Annotated in this window: 1 protein-coding gene; it reads left to right on the top strand. The window is 28.7% G+C overall.

Translation table 11 applies throughout. From position 1 onward, the window contains the following. A partial coding sequence (locus ACFQ0I_RS17360) for a hypothetical protein (protein WP_379944258.1) occupies nt 1-550 on the top strand: 550 nt, incomplete at its 5' end. Between the last annotated feature and the right edge of the window lie 146 nt (nt 551-696).

The raw sequence follows: 696 nt of genomic DNA, 5'->3' as shown, positions 1-696 counted from the left end.
CGTTAGCCACAATTTAAAAAAAATGAATCGTTACCTTTTAATATTAGGATTTTTGTTTTTAATATCAAGTTGTAAATCGACTAAAAACAAAACCGAATCTGATTTCTACTCAGAGAATAATGAAATAAATTTATTTGCATTTATTGGAAAAAAAATGTCAGTGGAAGTTTTTGAAAGAGACACGACTGCAACAGAAAAATTTATTGGAATTGATGGAGATACTGTGGTTCAAAAAGTCATATATTTTGACCAACGATTTAAAGCAAAATACCAAATTGAAAAACCATTATTCAATAATTATAAAAAGGACACCATTTCATTTCTTGTTTACGACCATTACGGACGACCAAAATTTGAAAAATATGAATATGCAATAATGTATATTTCAAAATCGGAAAAAGAAAATGAATTTTATCTTCAAAAATATATGTATGACCCAGTAAAAAAGAATGATGACGGAACTTGGAGCGGAATAAATGGTGAATCTATAAAAAAACTTTTTGAAAATAAGAAAAACGGATATTTAAAAGCTCGTGGTATTTTTGAATAGCATTTTAATAAAAACTGTGGCTAACATCGTATAAAAATAATGCGTAGTTTAGTGCTTAATCGAGAGTTCGTGCGCTTTTGTTACATCTGATTTTCCTTCGGAAAATCCTCGCACACAAAACCGCACTATTCTTATACATAACCGTT

Origin of the sequence: Mariniflexile aquimaris, assembly GCF_042676825.1 — a bacterium.
GTDB classification, from domain to species: Bacteria; Bacteroidota; Bacteroidia; order Flavobacteriales; family Flavobacteriaceae; genus Mariniflexile; species Mariniflexile aquimaris.
This window is presented reverse-complemented; position numbering and strand designations above follow the sequence as displayed.